Origin of the sequence: Pseudomonas fluorescens NCIMB 11764, from assembly GCF_000293885.2 — a bacterium.
GTDB lineage: Bacteria > Pseudomonadota > Gammaproteobacteria > Pseudomonadales > Pseudomonadaceae > Aquipseudomonas > Aquipseudomonas fluorescens_B.
Genome location: NZ_CP010945.1, coordinates 6,431,725 through 6,456,169 on the forward strand (window position 1 = coordinate 6,431,725; position 24,445 = coordinate 6,456,169).

Genomic DNA, 24,445 nt, shown 5'->3' on the forward strand with positions numbered 1-24,445 from the left:
AAAACCCCTCTTGCGAGGGGTTCTTTTTGCAGCAATCAGGCAACCCGCATCAGGTCATCTGAATGATGGTCTGCATGATGGTGCTTTGAGTCGAGATGGTCTTGGCGTTCGCCTGGTAGTTGCTCTGCGCCTTGATCAGGTCGACCAGTTCGCTGGTCAGGTTGACGTTGGACTCTTCCAGAGAGTTGGAGTGGATCTCGCCCAAGGTGCCGGTGTTCGGCGCATCGTAGCCCGGGATACCCGACGCGAAGGTTTCTTTCCAGCTGGTGCCGCCCACTGGCTGCAGACCTTGCTCGTTGGTGAAGCTGGCGAGCGAGATCTGGCCGATCGCCTTGGTCTGGCTGTTGCTGAAGTTGGCCAGCATGATACCGCTGCTGTCGATGGTCAGGTTGGTGATCTGGCCGGTGGCGTAACCGTTCTGCGCAGGAATCGAACGCGCGGTGTCGGCGTTGTACTGTGTGGTTTTGGCCATGGAGACAGTTATACCGGCCGGGTCGGCGGCGGCGCCGTTGGCTGCCCACACGCCGTTGGTCACGGTACCGGGAACCCAGCCAGTGATCTTCAGGTCAGGACTAACGATAGGCAATGGGACGGCAGGGGTAGTCACCGATACCAGGTTGCCCGAGGTGTCGAACACCATGGTCGAAGCGACCGGCAGGTTCAGCGGAACTGCGGTAGGACTAGGGTCTGTACCATTGGGGTTGCGGCCATCGATCAGGGTGTAGGCTTTCCAGGTGTTCGCACCTGTCTTCACCATGAATTGATCCATGATGTGCTCGTTACCCTGAGTATCGTAAACCCGGGTGCTGAATTGCTTGGTGAAGGTCTCTTGCTTGCTCGGGTCGAACGGATTGGCAACCTGGTCGATGTTCGGCTCAGTGGATTTCAGGTTGATCGTCGACGAAACGGTGGTGGTGACTTTCGGTGCCAGGTTTGATGTATCAATGCGCAGGTCAGTCAAAACGCCATTGAGGATCTTGCCATTGGCATCCACGCCATAACCCTGCAAACGCGCAGAACCATCGCTGTTGGTGACGTAACCGTCCTTGTCGACCTTGAACGTACCGGCACGGGTATAGGACAGCGAGCCGTTGTCGCTCAGTACGAAGAAGCCGGAACCGTTGATGCCCATGTCCAGCACGTTGCCGGTGTTGTTGACGTCGCCCTGGGTGAACTGTTGGGAAACGTTGGCCAGGCGCACACCGTTACCGATGACTTTGCTGCCGGAACCCAGCTTGGTGGCCGAGTAAACGTCTTCGAATTCCGCACGGGACGATTTGAAACCGGTGGTCGCGACGTTGGCGATGTTGTTGCCGGTCACGTCCAGTTGTTTGTTGGCTGCATAGAGACCGCTAAGGCCGATATTGAAAGACATATTCCACTCCTTTGTGCCGTGTTAGTCGGCTCTACATACCAATGGTTTGTACTTTGGACAGGGCAACGCTGCCCAGGCCGGCCAGATTGAGCATCAACTCACCGCCGGTCTGGCTGATGGTCACGCTGGTGACAGTGGCCGGCAGGTAAGTGACCAGCGAAGTCGCCTTGCTGTCGTAAGTCGCAGTGGCGGAGAAGGTGTACGTACCCGCCTTGGCCACTTCGCCGGCATCGTTCTTGCCGTCCCAGATGAAGCTGGCGCTGCCCGTTTTCTGACTGCCCAGGTCGATGGTGCGGATCAACTTGCCATCGGCATCGGTGATCTTGACCTTGACCGGATCGGCGGCTGCAGGCACGGCGACTGTGCCGGTGAAGCTCTTGGTGGTGTCGACCACCGCCTTGTCGCCCGGCGCGATGACCGAACGGCCCACCAGCGACGATGCTTGCAACGCCTGGGACGAGCTCAAACTGCCCGCCAGGTTGTTCGCCAGACCACCCACGGTGTCGTTGAGCGTGGTAATGCCTTCCAGGCTGCTGAACTGCGCCAGCTGGGCAACGAACTCGCCGTTGTCCTGCGGCTCCAGCGGGTTCTGGTTCTTCAGCTGTGTCACCAGCAGTTGCAGGAACGCGTCCTTGCCCAAGGCCTTTTTGCCGGTCGCGCTGTTCGTCGCGGACGCCAGGCCATCGGCACTGGTGTTGGTCTTGATCGAAGAGTTGGCCAGGATGTCATTGAGGCTAAGGCCGCTGGTGGTATCGGTAACACTCATCTGAGTCGCCCCTTATCACTGACCGAGGGTCAGGACCTTCTGCATCATGGTTTTGGCGGTGTTCATCATTTCGGCATTGGTCTGGAACGAACGGCTCGCGGAAATCATGTCGGCCATTTCTTCCACCACGTTCACATTCGGGTAATAGACGTAGCCCTTGGCGTCAGCCGCCGGATGGTTCGGTTCGTAGCGGGCTTCCAGGTTGCTCTGGTCTTCGACCACGCCCAGCACTTGCACGCCCTGGCCTGCGGCGTCCTGGTTCTGGAACAGCGAATCGCTGCCGCCGCTCTGTCCGCCCTGGAACATGGTGGCGAACACCGGGTGGCGGGCGCGATAGGTCTGGTCGATGCTCGACGAGACGGTTTCGGCGTTGGCGATGTTCGAGGCCACGGTGTTCAAGCGCGTGGTTTGCGCACTCATGCCGCTACCGGCAATGTTGAAAACACTGGATAGAGACATGACTTACTCTCCGCGCAGGGCTGAGATCAGCCCTTTGAATTTGCTGTTGAGCAGGGTGAAGCTGGCCTGGAAGTTGACCGCGTTTTCCGCGTAGTTCGACTGTTCCAGTTGGGCGTCCACGGTGTTCTGGTCGATCGACGGTTGCATCGGCGTGCGATACAGCAGCGACTCGTCGCCATTGCCCAGGCCTTCGGCTTCGATATGACGGTTGTTGGTCATGTTCAAGGCGAAAGTGCCGTTCTTGGTTTTCTCGCTCTGCTCGGCGAGCACTTTCGAGAAGTCCAGATCCCGAGCCTTGTAGTTCGGGGTGTCGGCGTTGGCGATGTTGTTGGCCAGGACTTCGGCACGCTGGGCGCGGAAGCCCAGGGCTTGTTCATGGATACCGAGCGCTTTATCGAAGCTGATGCTCATGTCGGGAAACCTTCGGGTGACCTGATTTTTCGTACGATGGACATAGCAAGCGGCGTGCCAATTTAAAAAAGCCCGTAAACCGGGGCTTTGCGGGCAGGGGCAAGGCGGCAATGCCAGAAAAGCGGCAACGGGTTTCCGCCGCCTGCCGCTTTTCTGCCGCTTATCACCCTCTAAAGAACACCACTATCCCCTGTGGGAGCGAGCCTGCTCGCGATAACGGTGTAACAGAAACATTTATGTTGGCTGACACTACGCCATCGCGAGCAGGCTCGCTCCCACGGGGGATCGTGGCGATGTCAGGGCAATCATCGGGCAAAAAAAAACGGGAGCCCTCTAAGGACTCCCGTTTTTTGATACTGCCAACCCATCACTTCGCCTGGTAAATGATCCCCGGACTGCACTGGACCATCTGGTAATGATCCGGCAAACCGTTCAGCGCTTCGGATGCGCCGAGGAACAGATAACCGCCCGGCTTCAGCGTGCTGTGGATGCGCAACAGGATGTCCTTCTTCACCTCGGCGGAGAAGTAGATCAACACGTTGCGGCAAAACACGATGTCGAACTTGCCGAGGCTCGCGTAGCTGTCCAGCAGGTTGAACGAGCGAAACTCCACCCGGCTCTTGATCGGTGCCTTGATGGCCCAGCGCCCCGGCCCCTTCGGGTCGAAGTAACGCTGCAGGCGCTCGGGCGACAGACCGCGACCGATGGCCAGGCTGTCGTACTCGCCGGTCTTGCAGTTGGTCAGCATGGTGCTGGACAAATCAGTGGCAACGATCTGCACACCCATCTTCAACTGGCCCATGTTGACCCGCTCGAACTCGTCGATGGACATCGACAGCGAATACGGTTCCTGCCCCGACGAGCACGCCGCCGACCAGATCCGCAGACGCTGGCCGGGAGCTGCCTTGATTGCTTCGGGCAGTACCTTGTTCTTCAAGACTTCAAACGGATAGGTGTCACGAAACCACAGGGTTTCGTTGGTCGTCATGGCATCGACCACCAGCTCGCGCAAACCGCTGCGCGGCTGAGTCTGGATGCGCTGGACCAGCTCACCCAGGGACTTGATGCCTTGCTGTTCCATCAGTTTGTTGAGACGGCTCGAGACCAGGTACTGCTTGTTTTCACCGAGCAAAATGCCACAGGCTTTTTCCAGGAAGACCCGGAACTGTTCGAAATCCAAATTACCCGTAGACAATGATGCCGCCTCTTAAATCGTGTTAACCACCAGGGGCAGAAGGCCCCTAGCTGATATCTGCTGCTTTGATCCGGTCGACTACCCGGGATGCCAGGTCATCAGGACGGAATTTGGCCAGGAAGTCATCGGCACCGACTTTCTTGACCATCGCCTGATTGAACACACCCGACAACGAAGTATGCAGGATGATATGAAGCTTTTGCATGCGAGGGTCGTTGCGGATTTCCGCCGTCAGGGTGTACCCGTCCATTTCCGGCATCTCGATGTCGGAAATCATCATCAGGAACTCTTCTTCCGGCTTCTTGCCCTCGTCGACCAGTTTGCGCAGGTAATCCAGCGCTTGCCGTCCGTCGTTCAACGCCACCACTTCGACACCAACCGTCTGCAGGCAACGCGTGACCTGCTTGCGCGCCACCGACGAATCATCGACCGTCAGCACCCGCAGCGACAGCGCCTTGTGCTGGGTCTCGACATCGACCACACCGACAGAAATCGCTTCCGGTGTCGGCGCCACTTCCGCCAGGACCTTCTCGACGTCGATGATTTCGACTAACTGATTGTCGACCCGAGTCACAGCCGTCAGGTAATGATCGCGCCCGGTACCCTTGGGAGGCGGATGAATCTCCTCCCAGTTCATGTTGACGATACGTTCCACCGAGCGCACCAGGAAACCCTGGGTCTTGGTGTTGTACTCCGTGATGATCACGAAGGGATTGCTTTGATCTTTCAGCGCTCCGGAACCGGTCGCCATTGCCAGATCAAGGATCGGAATGGTCGCCCCCCGGATATTTGCCACACCGCACACGACAGGACTGGACTTGGGCATCAGGGTCAGCTTGGGGCATTGCAGCACCTCGCGAACCTTGAACACGTTGATCCCGTACAGCTGCTGGCCGTCGAGACGGAACAACAACAGCTCCAGGCGATTCTGCCCTACCAGTTGCGTGCGCTGGTTTACCGAATCCATTACACCAGCCATGCCCAGACTCCTACACCAACGCTAAGTGTGTTGCGACGCACATTCATCACTAAACGGCACGGCGCTTGCTTTTTAACTCTTATGAACACAGAACCGACATTTTTCCGACGCCTGACATCACCCTTACGCAGACTGCTCTGTGCAATGTCGGCCGTTTGCCTGTTCAACGCTGGCAGCCCTGCCCTTGCTGACGCGGTTACCTTGCCTGACATGCTTATCGGCGTCACCCAGGGCTTTCTTGAATTCACCGTAGAGGACTATCTGGCAACCAGTCAAACGGAAGGTCGCTACGAAATCCAGGTCAACCAGCTCGATCCGCGACTGCGCATGCCCATGTGCGACAAGGAATTGACAGCCAGTCTCGAGAGCCCGGCCAAGCCGCTGGGCCGGGTCACGGTCAAGGTTCGCTGTGAAGGAACCTCCCCCTGGACGGTGTTCGTACCCGCTCAAGTCCGCCTGTTTCGCGATGTCGTGACCACCACCCGCCCGCTGCGCCGCGCCGACATTGTCGAGCCCGCTGACGTGCTCCTGCGTGAACGCGATATCAGCCTGATCAACCAGGGCTACCTGACGACCCTCGACCAGGCGATCGGCCTGCGACTTACCCGACCAATGGTCGCCGACCAGGTGATTACCCTCGTACACCTCGAACAGGCGGAAGTCATTCGCAAGGGCGATCAAGTGGTGATTACCGCCCGCAGTGGCACGCTCAGCGTGCGAATGCCCGGCGAAGCCTTGTCCAATGGCGGTATGAGCGAGCAGATTCGCGTGAAAAACCTCAACTCCAAGCGGGTCATCAAGGCGCAGGTCACCGCGCCGGGCCAGGTGGAAGTGTCTATGTAGGCACCCTGTTCCTGAAGAAGTGGCGTTGCCCGGGACTGTTCCCTAAACTGTGCCGCATGCAGGAGAAGTGCTGGCGCATGCAGGCTCATTGATAAATGGGTCTAAAGTTTTCGCAGGGAGAGCCGAAAACATGGCAAGCGTCCAAATACTCAGAGGTTTTTTACCATGGTCATCGATTTCAGCCGTTTGAACAGCTCCTCGTCACTTACGGGCAGTACACGTACCAGCGTTGCCAAGGAAACCGCCGAAGCCGGCAAATCCGCGCCGCTGAATACCCCGGCCGAACAGGCCAGTACCGTCAAAAGCGGGGAATCGGTACACCTCAGCAATGAGGCTCAACAGTTGCAACAGGTCACTGACAAGCTGCGCGATCAGCCTGCCGTCGACAAAGCCCGCGTGGCCGAGTTGAAAGCAGCGATTGCCGATGGCAGCTACAAAGTCGACAGCAACCGTGTAGCCAGCAAACTGCTCAACTTCGAAGCCCAGCGCTAGGCTACGGCCCGCGCCAGGCTTTTGGACGCTTAAAACCCAAGGCCAGCCATGCACGACACTAACTTACTGCAACTGATCACCGACGACTTTGCTCCAGCGCAACATTTGCTGGAGTTACTGCAAACCGAGTCCATCGCCTTGCACGGTCGTGACATGCCACTGCTCGAAGATATTCTGGCGCAGAAACAGGCATTGATCATTCTGCTCGAACAGCATGGCCGCAAGCGCAGTGAAATCCTCGCCAGCCTCAATCTTCCGCTGAATCGCAACGGTCTGGAGCAACTGGCCAGCCACTCGAGCATCGGCGAAGAGTTGCTGGCGCAGAGCGATGTGCTGACCGACCTTCTGGCTCAATGCCAGGCGGCGAACGCCAATAATGGCCAGTCGATCCTGGTCCAGCAGGCCGCCACGGCCAACCAGCTGAAAATCCTCACCGGCGGCGAACCGCCAGCCCTTTATGATGCCCGCGGATCAACCGCCAAGCTTGCGAAGCCACGCCCGCTCAGTCAGGCTTGAGCCTTCCGATGACCACGCCCTATCAAGACTCGCAACATGCTGGCAATATACTGGCCAGCCGTAGTCATATTTTGTCTGGAGATTGATGAACCGTGTCCAATGCCTTAACCGCGGAAGATGCCCCGCAGCCACCCAAGGTGCTTACCACGCCATTGGAAATCTCCGGCAACCTGCGCCAACTGCAAGAAAGCCATGATCCGCTGATCATCACGTTCCATGAGCGCACTCAGCGCTTTCAGAGCTATCTGGTGGACGTGGACCGCGAAGGTCGCACCATCGCGCTCGACGAAATGATCCCGCGTGACGGCGAACGCTTCATGCTGGCGGGCGAACCGTTCAAGGTCGAAGGCTTCCACGAAGGCGTGCGCATCGCCTGGGAAAGCAACGGTCAACTGACCATCGATGAATCCGGTGACAGTCGCTGCTATCGCGGCCCGCTGCCGGATGAAGTGGTCTATCACCAGCGCCGCAATGCCTTTCGCGCGGCATTGAAGCTGGCCCAATTGGTCAACGTCGATCTGGACGGTGAAAAGCTCAAGGCACCGATCAGCGGCAAGCTGCTGGATATCTCTGCCACCGGCTGCAAGTTGCGCTTCGACGGCGACATTACCGGCAGCCTGCAACTGGGCCAGGTCTACGACCGTTTCTCCGCCGCCCTGCCCTTTGGCAAGATGACGGCACCGGTCGAACTGCGCTACCTGCACTTCGAAGAAAAAATCTCCACCACCTTCGCCGGCATCCGCTTTCACAACATGAGCGGCCTGGTGCAGCGTCAGGTCGAGCGCTTCGTCTATCAGCTCCAGCGCGAAGCTCGACGCTTCGACAAAGACGACATGTAATTCGAAGCGGCATAAAAAACGGGCAGCCCCTTTGCGGTGACTGCCCGTTTTTTTATGCCCGGGTTTTAAGGCCTGGCCTCGGTGAAGCTTTGCTCACGCCCCGTGTCAGGGTCTTCTGGAGACGGTGTGGTGGGTGTCTCAGTCTCAGTCTCCGGCTCAGGGCTCGGCTCAGGATTGACCGGGCTCTGCATCTGGTCCTGCACCACCTGTTCATCGACACGCGGGTCAAGGCAAGCCACCAGCGGCGAACTCGACATGCTGTCCGGCATGGCAACGTGATGCAGCGGCGCATCGTCGACCTGGTGCAGGTTGGTCACCGCTTTCGGGCGGATGCGCCACACCAGCACCAACGCGAAGAAACTGAAGAAGGCATAGAGCATCTGGCTGCCGAACAGCTTCATCAGCACCCCCGCGACCAGCGGCCCGATACTGGCACCGACACCGTAGGTCACCAGCAACATCGCCGTCAGCGACACCCGGCGATCGCCCTCGACGTGGTCATTGGAGAACGCCACCGCCAACGGGTACAGGCAAAACTTCACCAATGCACAGAGAAAGCCGGCGATAAACAGCACCTCCAGCGGCACCTGCTTCATGATCGCCAGCGGCAAGGCGGCAACGGCCAGGAAAAGCGCAAAACAGCGGATCAACAGCGCCCGGTCATAACGGTCGGACAACCAGCCCAACGGCCACTGCACCAGCAGGCCGGCAAAAATGCAGCTACCCATGAACAGACCGACCTGCTCCGTGGACAGCCCTTGCTGCGAGGCATACAGCGGCGCCAGACCGTAGAACGAACCGATGATCAGTCCCGCCCCCAGCACCGTACTCAACGACTGCGGCACGCGCTTGATGAAGAACCGCGGCTCCATCGGCGCCGGGTGCAGAGGCGCCGGGTGAATCCGTCGCGTCAGGGCCACCGGCACCAGGCACAGGGCAAAGCACAGGGCGACCAGCATCAACAGTTCCAGACCGAGCGCCGGGTGCATGACCAGAATCAATTGCCCCAGCACCAACCCCAGGTAGGACGCAATCATGTAGCCGCTGAACACCGTGCCGCGTTGCGAGGCTTCGGCCTGCTCATTGAGCCAGCTTTCGATGACCATGTACTGGCACATCATGCCGAGGCCGACGATGACCCGCAAAAAGATCCAGGCAGGCAGCCAGTCCACCAGGCCATGGCCCAGCACCGCCGCCCCGACAATCCCGGCACAGGCCGAATAGGCGCGGATATGCCCGACCCGGGCAATCAACCGGTGACCGATCTTGCCCCCCAGCACCAGACCAAAATAGTTGGCCGCCATCAACGCACCGACCCACAGGCTGTCGACATGGTCGGCCGCCAGGCGCAAGCCCAGGTAAGTACTCAGCAGGCCCGAGCCGATCAACATCATCAGCGAGGCAAAATACAGCGCTCGAAAGGGTTTCCAGATTTGGCGCATCGGCGTTCCGAGCGGCTCCTTGCGGTGAGAAACGGGCTATCCGAGAAGATAGCCCGAAGACGAAGGTTCGTCAGGCCTGGGCGGCCAGGACACGGCGCTCCCAGGGCGTAATTTCATCAAAGAAGCTGGTCAACTCCAGGGTCTTCGAAGCGACGTAGCCTCCGATGAACTCCTTGCCAAACAGTTCCTTCGCCAATTGGCTACGTTTCAGACGTTCGAGAGCGGCATGCAAGGTACACGGCAACGAAAGATTATCCGGCACCTCGAACTCGCCCTGGATCGCTGCGCTTGGCTCCAGCTCGTTTTCAATGCCGTACAACCCCGCGGCCAGGCTCGCGGCGATCGCCAGATACGGATTTGCATCCGCCCCCGGCAAGCGGTTTTCGACCCGACGAGCGGCCGCCGAGCTGGCCGGAATACGCAAACCGGCCGCGCGATTGTCGTGGGACCAGCAGGCATTGTTGGGTGATGCGAACGGATGACACAAGCGCTGATAGGAATTGACGTTCGGCGCAAACAACGCGGTGAAATCCGCCATGCCGGCCTGCTGGCCGCCGATGAAGTGACGGAAGGTCGCGGTCGGTTCACCGGCCTCGTCGCTGAACACGTTACGTCCGCTGCCGATCTCGACGATGCTCTGGTGAATGTGCATCGAACTGCCCGGCGTGTGCGCCAGCGGCTTGGCCATGCAGACCACGGTCAGGCCGTGCTTGAGCGCAACTTCCTTGAGCAGATGCTTGAACAGGAAGGTCTGGTCGGCCAGCAGCAGCGGATCGCCGTGCAGCAGATTGATCTCGAACTGGCTGACGCCCATCTCGTGCATGAACGTATCGCGCGGCAAACCGAGCGCAGCCATGCATTCGTAGACTTCACTGAAGAACGGTCGCAAGCCGTTATTGGAACTGACGCTGAACGCCGAACAACCGTCCTCGCGCCGACCGTCCAGGCCCAGCGGTGGCTGGAAGGGTTGCGTCGGGTCGGTATTGGGCGCGAAGACAAAGAATTCCAGTTCGGTCGCGACCACGGGCGCCAGACCACGTGCCGCGTAACGGGCGATCACCGCCTTGAGTTGGCCACGGGTCGACAGGCTCGAGCTTTCGCCCGTCAGTTCGTCGGCGTCGCAAATGGCGAGGGCTCGTGGTTGCTGGCTCCACGGCAAGCGGTGAATCTGCGCAGGATCAGGCACCAGCGCCAGGTCGCCATCATCGCTGCCGTAGAAACGTGCTGGCGGATATCCGCCCATGATGCATTGCAGCAGCACACCCCGCGCCATCTGCAACCGCCGTCCTTCGAAAAACCCCTCGGCTGTCATGACCTTGCCACGGGGCACGCCGTTCAGGTCCGGCGTAACACATTCAATCTCATCAATGCCCGTCAGTCGCTGTGCGAGTGAGCGCTGGCCATCGGTTGTCATGACGCAATCCTTTGTTGTTGTGCAAGCCGCGAACGGCGACCGTACAAAATAGGCTCCGCCTGTTCGGAATATCAAGCACCGTACACAAAAATGCCTGCAGGGCGTGCATTCAGGGGAGATAAAGGCTGAACACGCCGCCGCCCAACGGGCCGCCATTGCTGATTTCGGTGCGCCCGCCGATGCCGTTGCGCTGATGCAACGCGGCAATCCGCCCGGCGAAATACAGACCCAGCCCGGTGCTGCCACTGCTGTGGTTGATGCCCTGCACGTAGTCGGCCTGACGCTCGATCATCTGGGCCGGGTAGCCTTCGCCGTCGTCGTTGATCGTCAGCACCAGTTGCCCGGCCTCATCACTGACGCTGATCAACACCGCATGGCGGGCATAACGGATGGCGTTGGTGATGCAATTGCCCAGCACCGACGCAATCAGTTCCCGGTCGAAGAACCCCAGCGGGCTCAGCGGGTCCACTTCGTAAGTCGCCATGATGCCGCGACTGGCGAAAACGTCCTGGTGGCAGGCCAGTTGCGCTTCGATAAAGTCATCGAGCTCGTGATAGGCCGGTTGCAACGGCATCTGATTGACGCCGAGTTTGTATAGCCCCAGCAACTGCACGAGCATGCCGTTGAGGTGGGCGAACTCGAATTCGATCACGCCCTGTTCCGGGGTGTGCCGCGCCGGGTCGGGCAAGCGCGCCAGCCATTGGCTGTGGGCCTGCATCAACATCGCCAGCGAGTTCTTCATGTCGTGCACGGTGGAAGCGATCACCGTGGAGAAATCCAGTGCAGGGTTGTCTTGGTTCATCCGCTGAACGCCTTGATTTTCAGTTTCTGATAACGCGCATACCGCGCGTCAGTGTCAGGCATCAGGCCGACCGTTTTCAGGCAGGCCCGACATTCTTCAAGCTCCGCCGACGGAACGCTGGTGTCGGTGCCGTGCAGCAGCGACTGCGCCATGTTCAGCGCGATACTGATGTTTTTCGGTTGCATCGCCAGGGCTTTGCGGAACGCCGCCCGCGCCTCCACCAGGTTGCCGGTCTTGTACACCCGCACGCCTTGACGGTTGAGCTCCGCCGCATCGTTGCCGGAGTTGAGGATGGTCGGGTCGTCGGTCAGTTTGGCGATGCTTTTCATCACGGTCGGATCGTCGCCGTAGATTTCCACGCAGTTTTTCAGCATCGAGGCGCCGGCATCGGCCTGCCCGAGCATCTGCAACTGCTTGGCCACCAACAGTGCGGCTTCGGCACTCATGAACTGCTCCATGCCATCGAGGCGCAACATCGCTTGCTCGGTGAGCTTTTCCGCGGTTTCGGCGTCGTTGAGCAAGAGACTGGTGGCCTTCATCAACCGCGCACGAATCTGCAGGCCCGGGTCGGAAGGGTTTTCCTTGGCCACGGCGCTCAGCGTGGTGTTGATCTCCAGCCGCGTGCGGGTATCCAGGCCTTTTTCGCTGCCCTTGCTGATCAAGGCGTGTGCCAGGCCGAGGTTGCTTTCAGCGTCCTTGAAGCGTGACTGCGCACCTTGGCTGACCGCCTGCCGATAAGCCTTGGACGCCGTGTCGAAATCTTCGTTGGTCATTGCCAACTTGCCCAGCAACGCCTGGCGACGCACGGCCAGCGGCGATAAGCGAATCGCCTCCTCCAATACTTGCTGCGCGGCCTTGGTGTCGCCTTCGGCGACCAGCACATCCGCCATACCGTCGTACAGCGCCGGCATCATCGGGAACACTTTCAGGGCTTTTTCGTAGACGCCCTTGGCCTGACTGACCTGACCGCGCTTGAACAGCAACTGGCCCAACCCGGCAAACGCCCACGGCAAAGGCCGATCAGCAATGATGCTGTCGTAGAGACGCTCCAGCGCCTCATTCTGATTCAAGTCACGCAGGGCATCGGCGCGGTAGCGCAGGCACAGCGGCGAATAGCGGATGTCCTGTTTGCACAGCGCGATACAGGCATTGAGCACTTCAACCGGCTTGCCGCGATCCAGCGCCTGCAGGATCGGCTTGAGCAGGGTCTTGCGCTGTTCCAGACGCTCAAGGCGCTGGGCCAGGCCCGAGCGGTTGAACGGTTTGGTCAGGTAGGCATCGGGCTCATGCTCCAGGGCGCTGAGCACCATCGCCTGGCTGGTCTCGGCGGTGACCATGACAAACACGGCTTCATGGCTGATCAGCTTCTCGACCATCAGGTCTTCGAGTACCTGCTGACCATTCTTCTTGCCGTCGCCGAGGTGGAAATCCTGCAGGATGAAATCGTAGGACTTCTGCGAACACATGCGCAGCGCCTGCTCGCCGGTGTCGGCGGTATCCACGTCCTTGACGCCCAGCTCACGCAGCATGGAACGGACCGAACTGCGGAAATCGGAGAAATCATCGACGATCAGAAAACGCTTTTGGTGATACGACAGCATCGAAGATTTCCAGGCAATTTTAAGAAGAAGATTATGACTGTCCGGGTTATCGGCCAGCAGGGCCATTCACTTGAAGAAAAGGGAATGCTATTACGCGCCCGGAGTCCAAATCTCAAAGGCTTATGCAGGCGCGCTAAATAATTGAAGGCGATATCGAGAAACGGGATTATCCTGATTTATTGCATAGCGTCAGCCTCCGCTTCGGATCAGGACGCTCCCGTCGTTGGTACAGGCAGAAGTTATGACCACCACCCCCAATCGCCCGGCATCTCATAAAGAGCAAAAGGCCTCGCGTCCCAGCACCCTGGACTTTCCGGTGGTGGGCATTGGCGCGTCGGCGGGCGGTCTGCAAGCTATCAAGTTGTTCTTTGAAAACATGCCGCAGGACAACGGCATGGCGTTCGTGATCATTCTGCATCTGTCCCCCGATCACCAGAGCATCGCTGACCGGATCATCCAGGAATCGACGCGGATGCCAGTCCTGCAGGTCAGCAAAACGGTGTCCATCGAGAAAAACCACGTATACGTCATTTCACCAGCGCAACGCCTGTCGATGAACGACGGTTTACTGGAGGTCAGTGCCTGCGAGACCCGGGAATCGCGTCATGCCTCGATTGACCTGTTCTTCCGCGACCTGGCGAATGTGCACCGGGAACGGGCTTTCTGCGTGGTGCTGTCGGGCACCGGTTCCGACGGTGCTGTCGGCCTGTCGCGGATCAAGGAACAGGGCGGCGTCACGCTGGCCCAGGCGCCGCAAGACGCCGAGTTCGACGGCATGCCCCGCGCCGCCATCGACACCGGGATGGTGGACTTGGTCTTGCCGGTCGTTGAAATGCCGCAAAAGCTGCTGGAGCTGTGGCGCAACTCCCAGGAAATCAGCTTGCCCACCGCCAACGACCCCGAACTTCAGACCATTGCCGCCGTTTCCGAACGTGAAGCGCTGATAGCCGAACAATTGCTGCACGACGTTCTCATCCAGTTGCGCACCGGCACCGGCCATGATTTCAAGCACTACAAACGCGCCACGGTGTTGCGCCGGATCGAGCGGCGGATGCAGGTCACGGCCCAGCCGGACCTGGCGGCCTACTACCGTTACCTGCAAGACAATCCGGAAGAAACCAAGGCCTTGCTCGGCGACATGCTGATCGGCGTGACCAACTTTTTCCGCGACCGGGAAGCCTTCGAAGCGCTGGAGCGCGATGTCGTGCCGCAACTGGTCAGCGCCGCCGTGTCAGCGCACCCCGAAAAAGAAGAAATTCGAGTCTGGTCCGCCGGCTGTTCCACCGGCGAAGAAGCCTACAGCCTGGCCATGTTGCTCAGTGATCAGCTGCAACTCGATGCCAGCGCGGCGTCGATGCAGCTGTTTGCCACCGACATCGATGAACGCGCCATCAGCGTCGGTCGGGCCGGCCTGTACCCGCAAGCGATCGTGACCGACGTGCCGCCAACGCGACTGCGGCATTACTTCCTCAAGGAAGATGACCACTATCGGATCCGCAAGGAAATCCGCGAAAAAGTCCTGTTCGCCAAACACAGCCTGCTGTCCGATCCGCCGTTCTCGCAGATCGACCTGATCGTGTGCCGCAACCTGTTGATCTACCTGGATCGCGAAGTGCAGCGTGAAATCCTGCAGATGTTCCACTTTGCCCTGCGCCCTGGCGGCTTCCTGTTTCTCGGCTCCTCCGAGAGCGCAGATGCCTGCCACGAACTGTTCGCCCCAGTGGACAAGCGTAACCGGATCTTCCGTGCCAAGACTGGCACGGCCAACAGCCGTCGCACCCCGACCATGCCCCGCGGCGGCTACGTGCGAACCAACATTTCCCAACAGCCTGCGCAAAACAGCGTGCAGCGCAAATTGTCTTTCGCTGATATCCATCAACGCGCCTTAGAGCAGTCTGCGCCACCGAGTGTGATCGTCGATGCCAACGCCGACATTCTGCACATGAGCGAAAGTGCCGGGCGTTTCCTGCGGCATGTCGGTGGCGAGCTGTCGCGCAACCTGCTGACGCTGATCCTGCCGGACCTGCGTCTGGAGCTGCGCACCACGCTGTTCCAGGTCCAGCAAAGCGCGCTGCCGGTCAAATCCCGTGAGGTGCCGATCAAGCGTGATGACCGGCGTCACCTGATCAATCTGGTCGCTCATCCCTACAAGGATGAAGGTTCGGACAGCGAGTACGTGCTGGTGATTTTCGAGGAGGTCGAAGTCGACCCTTCCGAGCTGGCAGCGACCACCGTGCTGCAGAACGAAAACCAGGTGCTGTCCAATCTTGAGCGCGAACTGCAGCGCACCAAGCTGCACCTGCAGGACACCATCGAACAGTCGGAAGTCTCCAGCGAAGAGCTCAAGGCGTCCAACGAGGAAATGCAGGCGATCAACGAAGAACTGCGCTCGGCCACCGAAGAACTGGAAACCAGCAAGGAAGAGCTGCAATCGATCAACGAAGAGTTGCTGACGGTCAATTTCGAGCTGAAAACCAAAGTCGAAGAAACCGACAAGATCAACGACTACCTGACCAACCTGATCGCCTCCACCGACATTGCCACGGTGTTTGTCGACCGCGCCATGCGCATCAAGTGGTTCACCCCGCGCGCCACCGACATCTTCAGCATGTTGCCGGTGGACACCGGGCGCTCCCTGCTCGACATCACCCATCGCCTGGATTACGACAACCTGGCCAGTGACGCGACGCAGGTGTTCGAATCGCTAAAAATGATCGAACGCGAAGTCAGCAGTACCGACAACCGCTGGTACATCGCCCGTCTGTTGCCCTACCGCTCCAGCGAAGACCACATCGACGGCACCGTGCTGACCTTCATCGACATCACCAAACGTCGAGCGGCCGAGGAAGAGTTGCGCCAGGGCGAAGAGCGCATGCGCCTGGTCGCCGAAAGCACCCGCGACTACGCGATTATCACCCTCGATGAACAGGGCGTGATCACCAGCTGGAACAAAGGCGCCGAGTTGATTTTCGGCTACAGCAAGGCCGAGGCCGAGGGCGCTTACTACGACTTCATCTTCTCCCCCGAGGACCGCGCGGCGGGCGTGCCGGAAAACGAATTGCTGGCCGTGCGCACCCATGGCCGCAGCGAAGATGAACGTTGGCATCAACACAAGGATGGCAGCCGCTTCTTTTGTAGCGGCGAAGTGACCCTGCTCAGGGGCGACAATCTTCAGGGCTATGTGAAAATTGCCCGTGACCTGACCGGTCACAAACGCCAGCACGAAGCACAAAGCCAGGAATTGGCGGAAACCCGCAACACCAATTACCTCAAGGATGAGTTCTTCGCGGTCATGTCCCACGAACTCAAGCATCCGCTGAACCTGATCCAGCTCAACGCCGAGCTGCTGCGGCGCCTGCCGGTGACCAAGTCACTGGCTCCGGCGGCCAAGGCGGTGAACACCATTTGCGACGCGGTCACCAGCCAGGCGCGGATCATCGACGATCTGCTGGATGTCGCCCGGGTCCGGACCGGCAAGCTCAAGCTGCAACCGGTCGCCGTCGACCTCGCCAGTGTGCTGCGCGATGTCCATACCGTCGTGCTCAATGACCAGCATGACGTCACTGTTGAACTGCTGGTGCCGTCCGACGCGTTAATGGTCCAGGCCGACCCGACGCGCCTTGAACAAATCATCTGGAACCTGGTGAACAACGCCCTGAAATTCACTCCACCCAAGGGCCGCGTGCAACTGATCGCCAGCCAGTCCGGGGACATGGCGCGGCTCGATATCAAAGACAACGGCGCCGGCATCGCCCCGGAAAACCTCGAGCATGTGTTTGACCTGTTCAGCCAGGCTGAAAAACAACACATCACTCACAACCGCGAAGGGCTGGGAATTGGCCTGTCGCTGGTGCGTCAGCTGACCGAGGCGCAACACGGCTCGGTCGAGGTGAGCTCTGGCGGGAGCGGCACAGGCTGTACGTTCACCGTCTACTTGCCCTTGGCCAGGGCCCATGGCGAAGTACAGCCCGCTGCGTGCGCGGAGGATGTTTCCGGAAGACTCAGCGGCTTGACGATCCTGTTGGTGGACGACTCCGCGGACGTGCTGGAAACCCTGAAAATGCTGCTGGAGATGGAAGATGCGCAGGTGATTGCCTTTGACCGGCCGGTGGCAGCGCTGGACGCGGCGAAAAGCACGCGGTTCGACCTGATCATCTCTGACCTCGGCATGCCGGTCATGAACGGGCACGAGCTGATGAGTGCACTGCGTCAGTTGCCGCTCGCGAAGGATGTACCGGCCATTGCCCTGACCGGCTATGGCGCCAACAGCGACATTCAGAAATCGCGGCAATCAGGCTTTGACCAGCACATCGGCAAACCGGTGTCCTACGATGACCTGATCAGCACCATCGAGACGCTCCGACGCCAGCGCTGAGTCGCGTTCAGTTCAGATAGGCGCGCTGCACACAGGCGCGCCGGTCGATCGCCTGCCTGAGCCGTTCCTTGTGATCGGCCCAGACCCCGGGATCGACCTTGTTGGAGCGCATCAATGCGAGCATGGCCTCCTTGGCGGCCAGGTACTCTGACCAGGCATCATCAGACCTGAGCTTCAAGCGCTCACGCTCGGTCATCTCCATCCGGCGCAACGCGATGACCGACTCATCGGTAATCACCGGACTCAACGTCAGCTGCACACGGTGCGGCGCAACGAACGCCTGAGTGTCCGCCACAACCTCCCTCGCCCGCTGGGTGCCCCACTTCAATGCTGCGCAGTAATGCTCACCGACGCAGCGTTCATGATGTTCCTCGCAGATCGGCCAGCCATCAGCGCCATAGATACCTAGAAAAACCTGGGTAACCCCTTCAACACTGACCCGCGCATGCACCTCGATTTGCACGCCATTGCCCAGCACCTCTTCGTGGGTGTGCAGAGGGAGTCTCGTGTTGGTCCATAACCAGAACTGGGCGCCTCTGCGTCGCATCGATTTCGCTCCTTGAGTGGTCTCTGGAGTAAGGCACAGCAACGCGCGCCTTTCCAATGTCGATCGTCGGGTGATTGCCCATGAAAAAGCCCCGCCGGATGCAAGATCCTGGCGGGGCTTTTTTGACAGCCGAAGGGCTGGAATAGGATGGTGTCCCAGGGCAGGTTCGAACTGCCAACCTTCCCCTTAGGAGGGGGATGCTCTATCCAATTGAGCTACTGAGACACAAGTCGTCCGCGAGAAAACGCGGCGCGATGGACGGCGTGCATGTTAACGGGCAGGTCTGCGTTTGTCATGTCGTCCTTAGCGCTTTTTAAGTGTAGGCAGGCGCCCCTTGAACGCGAGGGATTTGTTTACCGTGCAAATTGCATCACCGCAAAAAGCCATCATTGCAAATTGCAATGAAGGAGTCCCTGGCAGATATCCTAATTTATTGTTTTTAAAGGATTTAATAGACGTTAGACTCTTGGCACGTCGGCTGCTTTAGCTGTTCTCAAAGAACAACGGAGGCCAGCCTCATGAACCGTGCCCTTTTACTCTCGAATGCGATCGCTCTGGCGGTCTTGCTGGGTTTTCACTTTTTCCCCGAGAGCAGCGCCGAGATGGTCGCCCAACGCATGCCCCATTACCTTCAAGTGCAAAGGGCGCCGCAATTGGCGGTGCTGAGTGATCAGCATGGCTTTGTCGGTCAGGAAGTGAGCCAGGAGAATATCCTGCTGCCGGCGCAGTCTTCCGAACGCCTGGTATTTTGAACAACCCCCATCAGGAGCACAGCATGTCCAAATCAGCCGCAGGATTTTTCGTCCTTGCCCTACTGAGTGGCATTCTTCATTTGTCACTGGTCCAGGACTCGGTGGTCACCCTGCCCCTGATCGCCTGCGGCGTTTTCAGCACGCTGTTCCTGCTGGCGCTGGTCGCTGGCCGCAAGATCAAGTTTGACCCGGTCTTGCGCTGACTCTCAGCAGATTCAACACAAAGGCCGGCCAGCGCGAAGCCGTCCTTCTTCATCATCCGCCCCCCCTTCGCAACATTAAGCGTGCAGACGCCTTCGAGCTACCTCAATGAGACTGTCCCGGCCGGACCCGTACGGCCCACCAGGTAAATCAGTTTGCCATCCATCCTGAAATAGCCCTCCATGCAGTGGATGCCACTAGTAAATCGGCCATTTGCCACTATCCTGTACAAGGTAAGGAATCGTGATCGACTCCGCATGACATGTACCTTCAGGTGTCTTCGATATTACCTGTCGGGTAACAGGACGCGGCCAGCGATACGGACGGGGCAGACTTTTCAAACCAGTCCGCATTTCTGATAATTGGTGCTGGCATAACGCCGGCATCCAGTTCAATATTTGTCACAGAATTGACGCCAATGAACTGGCTACTTTGAGGCATGATGCGAGCCTCTATCAATTCAGGTTGAACATTTGGCCAGAGTCCTTGTCCTATCAGACATCTGCGGCCAATCCCGAGAACCGCTCCCCTGAACTAACCGGTTAAATATATGCGCCCATTGAAACAGGCAATTTATTCCAGCCGTACGGCTGACAAGTTCGTCGTACGTCTGCCAGACGGAATGCGTGAACGCATTGCCGAGGTGGCTCGCAATCATCATCGCAGCATGAACTCCGAAATCATTGCGCGCCTTGAGCAGAGTCTTATTCAGGAAGGCGCACTGGGCGAAGAGTTGAGCATGCGCCTGGACAGCCCGGAGCTGTCACTGCACGAACGCGAACTGCTGCAACGCTTCCGCCAACTTTCCCATCGTCAGCAAAACGCACTTGTTTCGCTGATTGCCCATGACGCCGAAATGGCCGCAGACGCCTCCTGATTCATCCGAAAGCTCAAGCCAGCTGATTGCTGGCTTTTTTTTGCCTGAAATTCAGGCAAAAAAAACCCGCCGATGGCGGGTTTTTTTACGTCTGGAAATCAGAGCAGGAAGATGGTCGCCAGCCCCAGGAAGATGAAGAAGCCGCCACTGTCGGTCATGGCGGTGATCATCACGCTGGCGCCCATCGCCGGATCGCGCCCCATCTTCGCCAGGGTCATGGGGATCAACACTCCCATCAACGCCGCCAGCAACAGGTTAAGCGTCATGGCGGCGGTCATCACAACGCCAAGTGACCAGCTGCCATACAGCATGTAGGCGACAACACCGATCACCCCGCCCCACACCAGGCCATTGATCAGGCCGACGGCCAACTCTTTGCGCATCAGGCGTGACGTGTTGCCGGTGCTCACCTGGTCCAGCGCCATGGCGCGAACGATCATGGTGATGGTCTGGTTACCCGAGTTACCACCGATGCCCGCCACGATCGGCATCAAAGCCGCCAGCGCCACCAGCTTCTCGATCGAGCCTTCGAACAAACCGATCACGCGGGAGGCAATGAACGCGGTGATAAGGTTCACCGCCAGCCAGGCCCAGCGGTTACGCAGGGATTTCCAGACCGACGCGAAAATATCTTCTTCTTCGCGCAGACCCGCCATGTTGAGAACTTCGTTTTCGCTCTCTTCACGAATCAGGTCGACCATTTCATCGATGGTCAGACGGCCGATCAGCTTGCCGTTCTTGTCGACAACGGGCGCCGAGATCAAGTCGTAACGTTCGAACGCCTGTGCGGCATCGTAGGCATCTTCGTCCGGGTGAAAACTCACCGGATCACTGGCCATGACTTCCGAAACCTGTTTTTCCGGGTCGTTGACCAACAGACGCTTGATTGGCAACACGCCCTTGAGCACGCCGTCGTAATCGACCACAAACAGTTTGTCAGTGTGGCCTGGCAGCTCTTTGAGGCGGCGCAGGTAGCGCAAGACCACTTCGAGACTGACATCCTCACGGATCGTCACCATCTCGAAGTCCATCAGCGCACCGACCTGCTCCTCGTCATAGGACAACGCGGAGCGAACGCGCTCACGCTGCTGACCATCGAGGGTTTCCATCAGCTCGTGGACGACGTCTCGCGGCAGCTCGGAGGCCAGGTCAGCGAGTTCGTCGGCATCCATGTCCCTGGCGGCAGCCAGGAGTTCGTGATCGTCCATGTCGGCGATCAGGGTTTCACGCACCGAGTCGGAAACTTCGAGCAGGATGTCGCCGTCGCGGTCAGCCTTGACCAATTGCCAGAGCGTCAGACGGTCGTCCAGCGGCAAGGCTTCAAGGATGTAGGCGACGTCGGCGGAGTGCAGGTCATCGAGCTTGCGTTGCAGCTCGACGAGGTTTTGCCGGTGGACCAGGTTCTCGACCCGGTCATGATGCGGGCCTTCCTGGCGATGAGTCAGGTCTTCGACCACCCGCTGACGCTGCAACAGCTCAACGACTTGAGCGAGGCGGTCCTGCAGGCTTTCTTGCGTTTTCTTTACTTCAACTTCGGACATAGGCGAACTCCACTCCCAGCAGCGGGGCACGCCGGAAGGATCAATCAGTCAATTCATGATTGGAAAAACGGTTTACTGAGTTACTACTGGGTAAGTCCATGGAGGTATTCCACAAGCCCCGGCGGGGCTGACGGGCGCAATGATACACCGCCCGACGGTTTTAAACGTTAAAAAATCTCGGCTGAAACAAGCGCTTGCGAGACAAACCTGAGCGCCATCCTGATCCATGAAAATGCGACGACTCATTCCGAAAAGAAAACACACCACCACTGAAAAATGTAGCGGCTACCCTTGAGTCAGACCGTCATGGAGGACGTTTGATGCTATTGAGTACACAGTATTTTTTGCTGACCGCCCTGCTCTGCCTGCCGCTCGAGGCATTTGCTGTAACCGTTCACCGATGTGAAGCAGCCAATGGCCGCATTACCTTCACCACATTGGGCTGTGCGACGGATGACAGCCTTTCGCTCCAGGATGTGCGCACCTTTACTCCTGGCAGCACGGTGGCCCTTATGCCGGAAGCGGACACGCGCGAAACATCAGGTATGAAAATCAAAAGGAGGGAGCCGACGGTCGTCGGCCAGACCGAGGATAAATGCGGGAACGTGATTAACGCACGGGAGCGACGGGAAGCGATCATCAATCAACGGGTGGTTGCCGGCATGAGCCAGCAGGATGTCGAAAGCGCACTCGGCAAACCTGACAAGATCACGGTTCGCAATTCGACCACAAGCTACCGTTACGACACCAAGCGGGGCCGCAGTGCTCAGGTCGAGTTCGATGAGAAAGGATGCACCAAGGGAAAAGCCAAATCCCGGACGGCAAAAAGCCCGCGTTAAACGCGGGCTTTTTGGTGTTTGGTGCACTCGACAGGATTCGAACCTGTGACCGCTCGGTTCGTAGCCGAGTACTCTATCCAGCTGAGCTACGAGTGCAATTTGTGTTTTTAGACCAGATCACAACTGGTTGAAGCAGAGTAGCTCACATTACTGCAAACAACTCTTAAATGGTGCACTCGACAGGATTCGAACCTGTGACCGCTCGGTTCGTAGCCGAGTACTCTATCCAGCTGAGCTACGAGTGCATTTGTTGCCGCGCATTATAGGCCGTTGAATCTTTTTGTAAAGCGCTTTTTCTAGTAATTTCAACAACTTACCGAAGAAGCCAGATTACAACGTACTACGCAAATAATGGCGGAGAACGGGGGATTCGAACCCCCGACACCCTTTTGAGGTGTACTCCCTTAGCAGGGGAGCGCCTTCGGCCACTCGGCCAGCTCTCCGCAACACGGGGCGTATATTAACCAGCTTCTTCCCCGTTTGCAAACATAAAAAACGATAAAAATTAATGGCTTGGTTCTTCGTCCTTCTCTTTCTTTATACGCAGGTAAATTTCCTCACGGTGGACCGCAACCTCTTTCGGGGCGTTGACACCGATACGCACTTGATTTCCTTTAACGCCGAGCACGGTCACGGTGATTTCGCCATCACCAATAATCAGGCTTTCTGCGCACCGACGAGTCAGAATCAGCATACCTTTCTCCTCACGCATTTCATTTCAGGGACAACAGTCTGCAAAAAAAAGGCACTCGACCTACAACCTGAGCGGTCGCAGCCCTACATGCCTGAGTATTGACTAGCGCGGGCAAAAGAACAGTTTCGAGCCGCACCATTCAAAAAACAAAAGGGCGCGGTCAGACCGCGCCCTTCAGCAAACGCATCACTCGCCCTGACGGGCCGGAGCGTCCAGTTCGAAAGCCGTGTGCAGAGCGCGCACAGCCAGTTCCAGGTACTTCTCTTCGATCACCACGGAGACTTTGATTTCCGAGGTCGAGATCATCTGGATGTTGATGCTTTCTTTCGCCAGGGATTCGAACATGCGGCTGGCCACGCCTGCGTGGGAGCGCATGCCGACACCGACGATCGAGACCTTGGCGATCTTGATGTCGCCAACCACTTCACGGGCACCGATCTCGCGAGCAGTGTTTTCCAGCACGGTTTGCGCGGCCTGGAAGTCATTGCGGTGCACGGTGAAGGTGAAGTCGGTGGTGTTATCGTGCGCAACGTTCTGCACGATCATGTCGACTTCGATGTTCGCGGCGCTGATCGGGCCGAGAATCTTGAATGCAACGCCCGGGGTGTCTGGCACGCCACGGATGGTCAGCTTGGCTTCATCGCGGTTGAAAGCGATGCCGGAAATGATCGGCTGTTCCATGGTTTCCTCTTCATCAATAGTAATGAGGGTGCCCGGACCCTCCTTGAAGCTGTGCAGTACGCGCAGCGGAACGTTGTACTTGCCGGCGAACTCGACCGCACGGATCTGCAACACCTTGGAACCGAGACTGGCCATTTCCAGCATCTCTTCGAAGGTGATCTTGTCCAGGCGCTGAGCCACGGACACCACACGCGGGTCGGTGGTGTAGACGCCGTCGACATCGGTGTAGATCTGGCATTCGTCAGCCTTCAAGGCCGCCGCCAGCGCCACGCCGGTGGTGTCGGAACCGCCACGACCGAGGGTGGTGATGTTGCCGTGCTCGTCGACGCCCTGGAAACCGGCGACAACCACCACGCGACCTGCTTTCAGATCACCGCGAATCTTCTGGTCATCAATCTGCAAGATACGCGCTTTATTGTGTGCGCTGTCCGTCAGAATCCGCACCTGGTTGCCGGTGTAGGACACCGCTGGCACACCGCGCTTGATCAGCGCCATGGCCAACAGGGCAATCGTCACCTGCTCACCGGTGGAAACGATCACGTCCAGCTCACGCGGAACCGGCTGGCCGTCGCCACTGATTTGCTTGGCCAGATCGATCAGACGGTTGGTTTCGCCGCTCATTGCAGACAGCACAACCACCAGGTCATCGCCGGCATCGCGGAATTTCTTAACCTTGTCGGCGACCTGCTCGATTCTCTCGACAGTGCCGACCGAGGTGCCTCCAAATTTCTGTACGATCAAAGCCATTTCAAAGCCGCCTCTGCCCATGAAGGGCGCCCAAATAATCACTCAAACAGCGTTCCG

General features: G+C 58.5%; 23 protein-coding genes and 4 tRNA genes. 9 read left to right on the forward strand and 18 right to left on the reverse strand.

Annotated elements, in window-relative coordinates; translation table 11 throughout:
• Window positions 1-49 precede the first annotated feature (49 nt).
• The 6 genes from flgE to B723_RS29255 all read right to left on the reverse strand — a co-directional run bounded on the left by flgE (window position 50) and on the right by B723_RS29255 (window position 5,185).
• Window positions 50-1,375, reverse strand: a complete 1,326-nt coding sequence (gene flgE / locus B723_RS29230; protein ID WP_017340197.1) for a flagellar hook protein FlgE — start codon at window positions 1,373-1,375, stop codon at window positions 50-52.
• A gap of 31 nt (window positions 1,376-1,406) precedes the next feature.
• A complete protein-coding gene (gene flgD, locus B723_RS29235) occupies window positions 1,407-2,141 on the reverse strand; it encodes a flagellar hook assembly protein FlgD (RefSeq protein ID WP_017340198.1) in 735 nt (244 codons plus the stop codon).
• Window positions 2,142-2,156: 15 nt separating this feature from the next.
• Window positions 2,157-2,600: a flagellar basal body rod protein FlgC gene (gene flgC / locus B723_RS29240; RefSeq protein WP_007937507.1), complete on the reverse strand. Its 444-nt coding sequence runs from the start codon at window positions 2,598-2,600 to the stop codon at window positions 2,157-2,159.
• A gap of 3 nt (window positions 2,601-2,603) precedes the next feature.
• Window positions 2,604-3,011: a flagellar basal body rod protein FlgB gene (flgB, locus tag B723_RS29245; protein ID WP_017340199.1), complete on the reverse strand. Its 408-nt coding sequence runs from the start codon at window positions 3,009-3,011 to the stop codon at window positions 2,604-2,606.
• 367 nt (window positions 3,012-3,378) lie between these two features.
• Entirely contained in the window at window positions 3,379-4,206 is an 828-nt protein-coding gene (gene cheR, locus B723_RS29250; protein WP_017340200.1) for a protein-glutamate O-methyltransferase CheR, read from the reverse strand.
• A gap of 46 nt (window positions 4,207-4,252) precedes the next feature.
• Entirely contained in the window at window positions 4,253-5,185 is a 933-nt protein-coding gene (locus tag B723_RS29255) for a chemotaxis protein CheV (RefSeq protein WP_010457160.1), read from the reverse strand.
• Window positions 5,186-5,266: 81 nt separating this feature from the next.
• Here B723_RS29255 and flgA point away from each other — a divergent pair, with 81 nt between their 5' ends.
• The 4 genes from flgA (at window position 5,267) to B723_RS29275 (ending at window position 7,875) form a co-directional block, all read left to right on the forward strand.
• Window positions 5,267-6,028, forward strand: a complete 762-nt coding sequence (gene flgA, locus B723_RS29260; RefSeq protein ID WP_031319070.1) for a flagellar basal body P-ring formation chaperone FlgA — start codon at window positions 5,267-5,269, stop codon at window positions 6,026-6,028.
• Between the two features lie 165 nt (window positions 6,029-6,193).
• Window positions 6,194-6,520, forward strand: coding sequence for a flagellar biosynthesis anti-sigma factor FlgM (gene flgM, locus B723_RS29265; RefSeq protein WP_017340202.1), 327 nt, complete (start codon window positions 6,194-6,196; stop codon window positions 6,518-6,520).
• Between the two features lie 48 nt (window positions 6,521-6,568).
• The gene (locus B723_RS29270) at window positions 6,569-7,036 is read left to right on the forward strand and encodes a flagella synthesis protein FlgN (protein WP_017340203.1); all 468 of its coding nucleotides are present in this window, start codon (window positions 6,569-6,571) and stop codon (window positions 7,034-7,036) included.
• 92 nt (window positions 7,037-7,128) lie between these two features.
• On the forward strand, window positions 7,129-7,875 hold the full coding sequence (locus B723_RS29275) for a flagellar brake protein (protein WP_017340204.1): 747 nt from the start codon (window positions 7,129-7,131) through the stop codon (window positions 7,873-7,875).
• A 65-nt stretch (window positions 7,876-7,940) separates the two neighbouring features.
• Here the strand turns inward: B723_RS29275 and B723_RS29280 are convergent, their stop codons facing one another.
• From B723_RS29280 to B723_RS29295, 4 genes are all read right to left on the reverse strand, one after another.
• Window positions 7,941-9,317 carry an MFS transporter gene (locus tag B723_RS29280; RefSeq protein ID WP_017340205.1) on the reverse strand — a complete coding sequence of 459 codons (1,377 nt, stop codon included), beginning with the start codon at window positions 9,315-9,317 and terminating at the stop codon, window positions 7,941-7,943.
• A 70-nt stretch (window positions 9,318-9,387) separates the two neighbouring features.
• Window positions 9,388-10,629 (reverse strand): glutamine synthetase family protein, encoded by a 1,242-nt coding sequence (locus B723_RS29285; RefSeq protein WP_193393036.1) that lies wholly within the window; start codon window positions 10,627-10,629, stop codon window positions 9,388-9,390.
• A 211-nt stretch (window positions 10,630-10,840) separates the two neighbouring features.
• A complete protein-coding gene (locus B723_RS29290; protein WP_017340207.1) occupies window positions 10,841-11,533 on the reverse strand; it encodes a sensor histidine kinase in 693 nt (230 codons plus the stop codon).
• A complete protein-coding gene (locus B723_RS29295; RefSeq protein ID WP_017340208.1) occupies window positions 11,530-13,134 on the reverse strand; it encodes a tetratricopeptide repeat-containing response regulator in 1,605 nt (534 codons plus the stop codon). The genes B723_RS29290 and B723_RS29295 overlap by 4 nt, the downstream gene beginning before the upstream one ends.
• Window positions 13,135-13,375: 241 nt before the next feature.
• Between B723_RS29295 and B723_RS29300 the strand changes: the two genes are divergently transcribed.
• On the forward strand, window positions 13,376-17,509 hold the full coding sequence (locus B723_RS29300) for a CheR family methyltransferase (protein ID WP_017340209.1): 4,134 nt from the start codon (window positions 13,376-13,378) through the stop codon (window positions 17,507-17,509).
• Between the two features lie 7 nt (window positions 17,510-17,516).
• On the opposite strand, the gene B723_RS29305 is transcribed toward B723_RS29300, so the two are convergent.
• Both B723_RS29305 and B723_RS29310 read right to left on the reverse strand, forming a co-directional pair.
• Window positions 17,517-18,056 carry a hypothetical protein gene (locus B723_RS29305; RefSeq protein WP_017340210.1) on the reverse strand — a complete coding sequence of 180 codons (540 nt, stop codon included), beginning with the start codon at window positions 18,054-18,056 and terminating at the stop codon, window positions 17,517-17,519.
• A gap of 148 nt (window positions 18,057-18,204) precedes the next feature.
• Window positions 18,205-18,281: transfer RNA gene (locus B723_RS29310), tRNA-Arg, on the reverse strand.
• 293 nt (window positions 18,282-18,574) lie between these two features.
• Between B723_RS29310 and B723_RS29315 the strand changes: the two genes are divergently transcribed.
• From B723_RS29315 to B723_RS29325, 3 genes are all read left to right on the forward strand, one after another.
• Entirely contained in the window at window positions 18,575-18,808 is a 234-nt protein-coding gene (locus B723_RS29315) for a hypothetical protein (RefSeq protein ID WP_017340211.1), read from the forward strand.
• A 23-nt stretch (window positions 18,809-18,831) separates the two neighbouring features.
• Window positions 18,832-19,011: a PA3371 family protein gene (locus B723_RS29320; RefSeq protein ID WP_017340212.1), complete on the forward strand. Its 180-nt coding sequence runs from the start codon at window positions 18,832-18,834 to the stop codon at window positions 19,009-19,011.
• Between the two features lie 548 nt (window positions 19,012-19,559).
• Window positions 19,560-19,886 (forward strand): Arc family DNA-binding protein, encoded by a 327-nt coding sequence (locus tag B723_RS29325; protein WP_003178899.1) that lies wholly within the window; start codon window positions 19,560-19,562, stop codon window positions 19,884-19,886.
• 98 nt (window positions 19,887-19,984) lie between these two features.
• Here B723_RS29325 and mgtE read toward each other — a convergent pair whose 3' ends face one another.
• Window positions 19,985-21,427 carry a magnesium transporter gene (mgtE, locus tag B723_RS29330; protein WP_017340213.1) on the reverse strand — a complete coding sequence of 481 codons (1,443 nt, stop codon included), beginning with the start codon at window positions 21,425-21,427 and terminating at the stop codon, window positions 19,985-19,987.
• Between the two features lie 320 nt (window positions 21,428-21,747).
• Between mgtE and B723_RS29335 the strand changes: the two genes are divergently transcribed.
• Window positions 21,748-22,266, forward strand: a complete 519-nt coding sequence (locus B723_RS29335; RefSeq protein WP_017340214.1) for a hypothetical protein — start codon at window positions 21,748-21,750, stop codon at window positions 22,264-22,266.
• Window positions 22,267-22,285: 19 nt separating this feature from the next.
• Here the strand turns inward: B723_RS29335 and B723_RS29340 are convergent.
• The 5 genes from B723_RS29340 to B723_RS29360 form a co-directional block, all read right to left on the reverse strand.
• Window positions 22,286-22,362: transfer RNA gene (locus tag B723_RS29340), tRNA-Arg, on the reverse strand.
• Window positions 22,363-22,434: 72 nt separating this feature from the next.
• Window positions 22,435-22,511, reverse strand: a tRNA-Arg gene (locus B723_RS29345).
• Window positions 22,512-22,618: 107 nt separating this feature from the next.
• Window positions 22,619-22,709, reverse strand: a tRNA-Ser gene (locus B723_RS29350).
• A 62-nt stretch (window positions 22,710-22,771) separates the two neighbouring features.
• A complete protein-coding gene (csrA, locus tag B723_RS29355; RefSeq protein WP_002554426.1) occupies window positions 22,772-22,960 on the reverse strand; it encodes a carbon storage regulator CsrA in 189 nt (62 codons plus the stop codon).
• Between the two features lie 186 nt (window positions 22,961-23,146).
• Entirely contained in the window at window positions 23,147-24,388 is a 1,242-nt protein-coding gene (locus B723_RS29360) for an aspartate kinase (RefSeq protein ID WP_031319071.1), read from the reverse strand.
• Between the last annotated feature and the right edge of the window lie 57 nt (window positions 24,389-24,445).